This window comes from Arthrobacter endolithicus, from assembly GCF_026627425.1.
GTDB lineage: Bacteria > Actinomycetota > Actinomycetes > Actinomycetales > Micrococcaceae > Arthrobacter_M.
In genome coordinates, this window is the sequence record NZ_JAPNLH010000022.1 from 42,469 (window position 1) to 48,807 (window position 6,339).

5 protein-coding genes and 1 pseudogene are annotated in these 6,339 nt (G+C 62.2%); 2 read left to right on the forward strand and 4 right to left on the reverse strand.

What is annotated here, in order from left to right; genetic code table 11:
* Positions 1 to 107: 107 nt before the first annotated feature.
* Positions 108 to 1,346, forward strand: a complete 1,239-nt coding sequence (gene fabF, locus OS914_RS15750; protein WP_267547007.1) for a beta-ketoacyl-ACP synthase II — start codon at positions 108 to 110, stop codon at positions 1,344 to 1,346.
* Between the two features lie 114 nt (positions 1,347 to 1,460).
* Here the strand turns inward: fabF and OS914_RS15755 are convergent, their stop codons facing one another.
* The 4 genes and pseudogenes from OS914_RS15755 to OS914_RS15770 form a co-directional block, all read right to left on the reverse strand.
* Complete coding sequence (locus OS914_RS15755) at positions 1,461 to 1,964, reverse strand: DUF3145 domain-containing protein (RefSeq protein ID WP_267547008.1); 504 nt, start codon at positions 1,962 to 1,964, stop codon at positions 1,461 to 1,463.
* A gap of 295 nt (positions 1,965 to 2,259) precedes the next feature.
* Entirely contained in the window at positions 2,260 to 3,195 is a 936-nt protein-coding gene (locus tag OS914_RS15760; RefSeq protein WP_267547009.1) for a tyrosine recombinase XerC, read from the reverse strand.
* Between the two features lie 142 nt (positions 3,196 to 3,337).
* Positions 3,338 to 4,546: a DNA-processing protein DprA gene (dprA, locus tag OS914_RS15765; protein ID WP_420713983.1), complete on the reverse strand. Its 1,209-nt coding sequence runs from the start codon at positions 4,544 to 4,546 to the stop codon at positions 3,338 to 3,340.
* 64 nt (positions 4,547 to 4,610) lie between these two features.
* Positions 4,611 to 5,225, reverse strand: a pseudogene (locus OS914_RS15770) (ATP-binding protein); the annotation flags it as partial.
* A 73-nt stretch (positions 5,226 to 5,298) separates the two neighbouring features.
* On the opposite strand from OS914_RS15770, the gene OS914_RS15775 reads away from it, so the two are divergent.
* Positions 5,299 to 6,228, forward strand: a complete 930-nt coding sequence (locus OS914_RS15775; RefSeq protein WP_267547010.1) for a recombinase family protein — start codon at positions 5,299 to 5,301, stop codon at positions 6,226 to 6,228.
* Positions 6,229 to 6,339 lie beyond the last annotated feature (111 nt).

The following is a 6,339-nucleotide window of genomic DNA, read 5'->3' on the forward strand; positions in this document are numbered from 1 at the left end:
GCAGGGCAGGGAGGATGGCCGGCTTGTCCAACGGCACCGGCCATCCTCCTACACACGAACTGTCCTGCTGAGCATACGTTTCGTAGGAATTCCCAGAGAGTAGAACCATGGCCCGCAAAGTAGTCATTACCGGACTCGGAGCTACCACGCCGATTGGCGGCGACGTTCCCACGATGTGGGCGAACGCGCTCATTGGCGTGTCCGGAGCGCATACCCTGACCGCGGACTGGGTAGCCAAATACGATCTTCCCGTTCATTTTGCCGCCAAGGCTTCCACCCCTGCCACGGAGATCCTCAGCCGGGTCGAGGCCAAGCGGTTGGACCCCTCTAGCCAATTTGCCGTCGTCGCCGCCCGTGAAGCCTGGAAAGATTCGGGCATCACCGAGGTAGACCACGACCGTCTCGCCGTAGCCTTCGCCACCGGCATCGGCGGGGTCTGGACCCTCCTTGATGCCTGGGACACGCTGCGCGAGAAAGGCCCGCGCCGTGTCCTGCCGATGACGGTTCCGATGCTGATGCCCAATGGCGCAGCCGCCGCCGTCAGCCTCGACCTGGGCGCGCGAGCCGGGGCCCATACGCCGGTGTCCGCTTGCGCCTCCGGTACCGAAGCCCTGCACTTAGGACTGGAATTGATTCGATCCGGTAAGGCCGATGTGGTCATGGCCGGAGGCGCCGAAGCCGCCATCCATCCGCTGCCGATGGCCTCGTTCTCCTCGATGCAGGCGCTTTCCCGGCGCAACGACGACCCGGAACACGCGTCCCGTCCCTACGACCGGGACCGCGACGGCTTCGTCATGGGCGAAGGAGCGGGCGCTCTGGTCCTCGAGGCCGAAGAGCATGCGCTGGCCCGCGGCGCCCACATCTACGGCGAACTGGCCGGCACGTCCGTTACGGCCGATGCCTACCACATCACGGCGCCCGATCCGGAAGGGCTCGGTGCCACCCGGGCGTTGAAGGCAGCCCTTTTCGATGCCCGCGCGCAAAACACCGACGTCGTGCACGTCAACGCGCACGCGACGTCGACTCCGGTGGGCGACAAACCCGAGTACACCGCGCTGAAGGCAGCCTTGGGCAGCCATGTGGACAACGTGGCCGTCTCCGCCACTAAGTCCCAAACAGGGCACTTGCTGGGCGCGTCCGGAGCCGTCGAGGCGGTCATGACCGTGCTGGCCGTGTACAACCGCAAAGCGCCGGTGACCATCAACTTGGAAAACCAGGATCCAGAGATTCCGCTGGACGTTGTCACAACCGCCCGCGATCTGCCGGCCGGCGACATCGTAGCTTTGAGCAACTCCTTCGGTTTTGGCGGACACAATGCCGTCATCGTCGTCCGGAGCACGAACTAGAGAACTCGCAGCAAGAACAGCGAAGCGGCCGGGCCTCGGGTCCGGCCGCTTCGCTTTCCTTTGCTTAGTTACGAAATTGCGTAAAGCGGGAATGGCCGGACATGACCGGTGGAATCAGCCGACCTGGTGAAGCCAGCGCACGGGCGCTCCCTCACCTGCGTGGCGGAACGCTTCCAACTCCTCATCCCATGCTTCGCCGAGGGCGAGCGAGAGCTCATGGTAAACGGCAGCCGGATCCCCGGCCCCGGACTCGTAGGCGTACCGAATGCGGTCCTCCGTCACCATAATGTTGCCGTGGGCATCGGTGACCGCATGGAATATTCCCAGTTCCGGAGTGTGCGACCAGCGGCCACCGTCAACTCCCGCGCTGGGCTCCTCGGCGACTTCGTACCGCAGGTGGGCCCAGCCGCGCAGGGCCGAAGCCAGCTGCGCCCCCGTTCCCGGTGCCCCGGCCCACGACAATTCTGCGCGCATCATGCCCGGAGCTGCCGGCTGGGCAGCCCAGTCCAGCTGGGTGCGCCGATCCACTACGGAGCCGATGGCCCACTCGATATGCGGGCACAACGCAGTAGGGGCTGAGTGAATAAACAAAACACCGCGCGTCATTACAACAGACATTCCATCCTCCATAGCTGTAGGTACGTCTTCCCCAACGACCTTCGGCAATGCTGAAATACTGGAATGCCACTGCTTGATGCTGCGCAGGATTGCTGTTCACAGTCCCTGAACCGGCTGCTGATGCGGAACGCGTTTTTTCGTTCCTTGCGTTTGCTGGGCAATGTCTTGCCCACTTCCTCACATTGTGCCGCATGCTGGCTAATAACGCCAGTGGAATTCCGCCAGTGGCATTACGGCATTGGCGTGCGGCATTGGTGTGCGGCATTCCCCACGCCTGTGACCGTTGGCCCGCCCTTCATGCGCGGGGATGCGCCTGCTGGTAACTGCTGCGAAGCCGGTCGACGGAAACATGTGTGTAGATTTGCGTCGTCGCCAGACTGCTGTGCCCTAGAATCTCTTGGACAGCGCGCAGATCCGCACCACCGTCGAGCAGGTGAGTCGCCGCGGAGTGGCGCAGAGCGTGCGGCCCGGTGGCCGAAGTATCTCCGAGAGTCCTAAAAAGACGGCCGACGACGGAACGTACTTGGCGCGGATCGATCCGGTTGCCGCGCTGGCCCAGAAACAGTGCCACTCCACTGGTGGGCGTCGCCAGTTTCGGTCTTCCGCACGAAAGCCACACATCCAACGCTTTCCCTGCGGGCTGGCCGAAGGGAACGGTACGTTCCTTATTCCCCTTGCCGATGACCCTCAGAGTCCGCCGCTGAGGGTCAAGGTCTCCGTGATCCAGCCCGACAAGCTCTCCGACCCGGACCCCAGTTGCATAAAGCAGCTCAACCAAGGCCAGGTCCCGGATAGCAATAGGGTCTGCGCCTAGGGCCTTGTCCTGCAGTTCCGCAAACAGGCGAGCCACTTGTTGCTGTTGCAGAACCCCCGGTAGCGTCTTGTCCCGCTTCGGCGCCTTGAGTCGCAGGGCAGCGTCCAAGGCCACTAGATCCTGCCGTACCGCCCAGGACGAAAAACTGCGGGCGGTGGCGGCCCGCCGGGCCAAGGTTGCACGGGCCAGCCCGGCGGAGCTTTGCTCCCCCAGCCAGCGGCGCAAGGTTCCCAGCTCCAACGCCGCCAAGGTCGTTACACCTTCCGTGAGCGCATGAATCAGCAGGCTTTCAACATCGCCTAGGTAGGCGCGCACCGTGTGAGCGGATCTGGCTCTTTCGGAGACGAGGTAACGCTCAAACTCGACCAGCGCTGAAGAGAACTCCTCTGGTAGCTGGGCAATTTCGGATCGGTCCACCTCCCTACTGTGCGTCCACGGGCGCCATCGGGCAAGCCGCATCGCCGAGTCCGCCGGGAATTATGCACGCCGGTCCCGGCACGGCGCGCCCGTGGCGACCAGTCCCAGCGGCGCGCCCGGGCGGTGCCCCCGGCCGTGGCTTTCACTTTGTGCCCCTGCGGAGTCTCCAGTTGCCGTCAATGCGCTCCGCCAGTCCCATCAATTCCAATCTGCCCAAGCCTGCCAGCACCGATGCAATGCCCAGGCCTGCCACGGAAGACAGCTTTTCCGGTGGGCTCCCCTGCCTGGCAGGCAAAGCATCCATGAGAAGTAGATCGTCGACGTTCAGCCCGTCGTGGGTGGCCGTCGCACCCGTCGGCTCACTTGCCAGATGTTCGCCACATAGGCCGGCAAGCTCCGCCACTTCGGCCGCATCAGTAACGCAGACAGCGGAACCCTCACGCAGCAATCGGTGGCAGCCGGCCGAATTCGCGCTGAAGACCGATCCCGGCACAGCGGCAACCTGTCGGCTCAGGGAGTCAGCATGATGGGCGGTGTTCAAGGCGCCCGAGCGCCAGCGTGCTTCCACCACGACAGTAACGGAGCAAAGTGCCGCGATGAGACGGTTTCGCTGCAGAAAACGGTAGCGCGTGGGATTTGTTCCGGGCGGCACCTCGGCAATCATGGATCCTTCCTGCGCAATGGTCCGCAGCAGGTCCTCATTCCCTGACGGATAGTATCTATCGATACCACCTGCCATGACAGCAATGGTGGGAAGGTGCTCATTGCCACCGGCGAGTGCCCCCAAGTGCGCATGAGCGTCGATCCCGTAGGCGCCACCGCTGACAACGGTTATTCCGCGTTGGGCCAGTCCCTGCGAGATCTGGCCCGTAACGGAGGCACCGTAGTCGGTGTTGTCTCGGGAGCCGACCACGGCCACGCACCTGTTCAACCCGGGAAGAACGCGGTAGGGGCTTCTGCACCACAGCGCAATCGGTTCGGCTAATCCCAAGTCGGACAAGGACCCCGGCCAATCATCATCCTCAGGAATGAGCAAGCCACCCCCCAGCCGCCTGATCACGGCCAGGTCCCGCTCCGGCGCGAGATCGTTGATGCGCGGCGCCCATCGACTCATCGAGGATTCCAATCCCATCCAACTACGCAGCGCGCCGGCTTCATCCATGAGCCCGGCGATTTTGTGCTCCGTCTCGGTTCCCGCACGCTCTTCGCCCTTGGCGATCCGTATTGCTTGTACCGGTCCTACGACTCGAATCAACGCCAGTCCGGCGAGATCCGACGGTTCCATCAAGCGCGTGAGGGCGGCCCGGGCCACCGTAACAGCTCCTAATTTACCCTTGTCCATGCCGTCCATGCCGTCCATGCCCTCCTTGCCGTTCACGCCGTCCCGCCGTTCATCCGTTCATCCGTTCATCCGTTCATCCGTTCATCCCGCGTTGTCTCATGTTCAGCGCCAGCCCCACCTGATGGCTGCCCGGCTGAGCAATTTGAGCCAGGTCCGCCAGCGTCCATGACAACCGAAGCACTCGGTCATAACCGCGGGCAGTCAAGACCCCGGATTCCAGCGATGTATCGAGCACCGCAGTTGTCCGCGAAGGGAGTCGGAAGACCCCGCGAAGGAGTTTCCCGCCCACGTCAGCGTTCCGCATCAGGCCATGGACGCTGAGCCGCTGGCGTTGTCTGGTCCTCGCCGCCGCTACCCTGGCAGCCACCACCGTCGAGCTCTCTCGCTGCTCCATGCTGGATAATTCCGCAAGGGATACCCGGTTGACCTGGAGCTGAATGTCCACTCGGTCTAGGAGCGGACCGGACAGCCGACCGAAGTATCTCCGGCGGGCCATCGCCGTGCAGGTACAGTCCTGTCCTTTCCCCGATGCCCTGCCGCAAGGACACGGGTTAGCGGCCAAGACCAGCTGGAAGCGCGCAGGATAGGAGGCTGTTCCCGCAGAGCGGTGCAGGATCAGTTCGCCGCTTTCCAGTGGCTGACGCAGGGCATCAAGGACCCGCCGCTCATACTCGGGTGCCTCGTCGAGTCATTCGGAAGCACCCCACAAATCGCATGGATAAGAACAATGAACCAACCGCGCTTTGATAGGGATGCCAGACATGAAAGCTACTGCCGATGAACCTAGATTCGCGATCTACTGTCGCATTAGCCGCGACCGAGTAGGAGCCGGGCTCGGGATTGAGCGACAGCTAAGCGACTGCCAAGCCCTTGCCACCCAACTCGGAGGGACGGTAGTTGCTACCTTTGCGGACAACGACATCTCCGCATACTCGGGCAAACGCCGACCCGGCTACGAGGCCTTACTCGCCGCTATGCGCGACGGGACTGTAACCACGGTGTTGGCGTGGCACGCCGACAGGATTCACCGCTCAATGGTGGAACTTGAGGACTACGTCGCAGCGTCGGATCTGCACGGTATAGCGACCCAAACCGTTAGGGCTGGCCTCATTGACCTCTCAACACCCTCGGGGAGGCTCGTTGCCCGTCAACTTGGGGCTGTCGCCCGCTATGAGGTGGAGCACTCTATAGAACGTCAGCGTGCCGCCAAACTCCAGGCGGCGAGGGCTGGATTACCGAGTGGAGGGAATCGACCATACGGATACGAACAGAATGGCATGGATGTGAGGCAATCGGAAGCGGTCATCGTTGTCGAAGCCGCCGAGCGTTTCGTGTCCGGCGATTCATATCGGTCAATCGCGGCTGATCTTAACGCGCGCGGAATTCCAACAGCCAAGGGGCATAGGTGGGCGGGCGTAAATATACGAAATGTCATTCTGCGGAAACGCAACATTGCTGTCCGTGTCCACAATAGCGACGAATATCCGGCACAGTGGTCTCCCCTGTTTACTGACGAATTGTGGAACGAACTGCAATTGGCTATCGCTCGTGGAAAATCACTTTATGGTGATCATTCCTATTCAAGACTACATCTACTGAAAGGCTTCGTCTTTTGTGGCATATGTAGCAATCGAATGAATATTGTCAGCGCCCAAGGTCGCCATGGCAGTTATGTGGCTCTTCAGAATTGAGGGTGTAGTTTCGGTCTGAATCCGCCGGATTCCAGCAGTGATCTTGCGACGTAGTTGGTGAGGTTGCGGAAGCCGAGAGCGGAACCGCGAAGGTGTTCGAGCCGGCCATTG

What these genes read in the sequence shown, in the direction of transcription:
- fabF (WP_267547007.1), top strand. Translation starts at nt 108, where the DNA reads ATGGCCCGCAAAGTAGTCATTACCGGACTCGGAGCTACCACGCCGATT.
- OS914_RS15755 (WP_267547008.1), bottom strand. Translation starts at nt 1,964, where the DNA reads ATGTCTGTTGTAATGACGCGCGGTGTTTTGTTTATTCACTCAGCCCCT.
- dprA (WP_420713983.1), bottom strand. Translation starts at nt 4,546, where the DNA reads ATGGACGGCATGGACAAGGGTAAATTAGGAGCTGTTACGGTGGCCCGG.
- OS914_RS15775 (WP_267547010.1), top strand. Translation starts at nt 5,299, where the DNA reads ATGAAAGCTACTGCCGATGAACCTAGATTCGCGATCTACTGTCGCATT.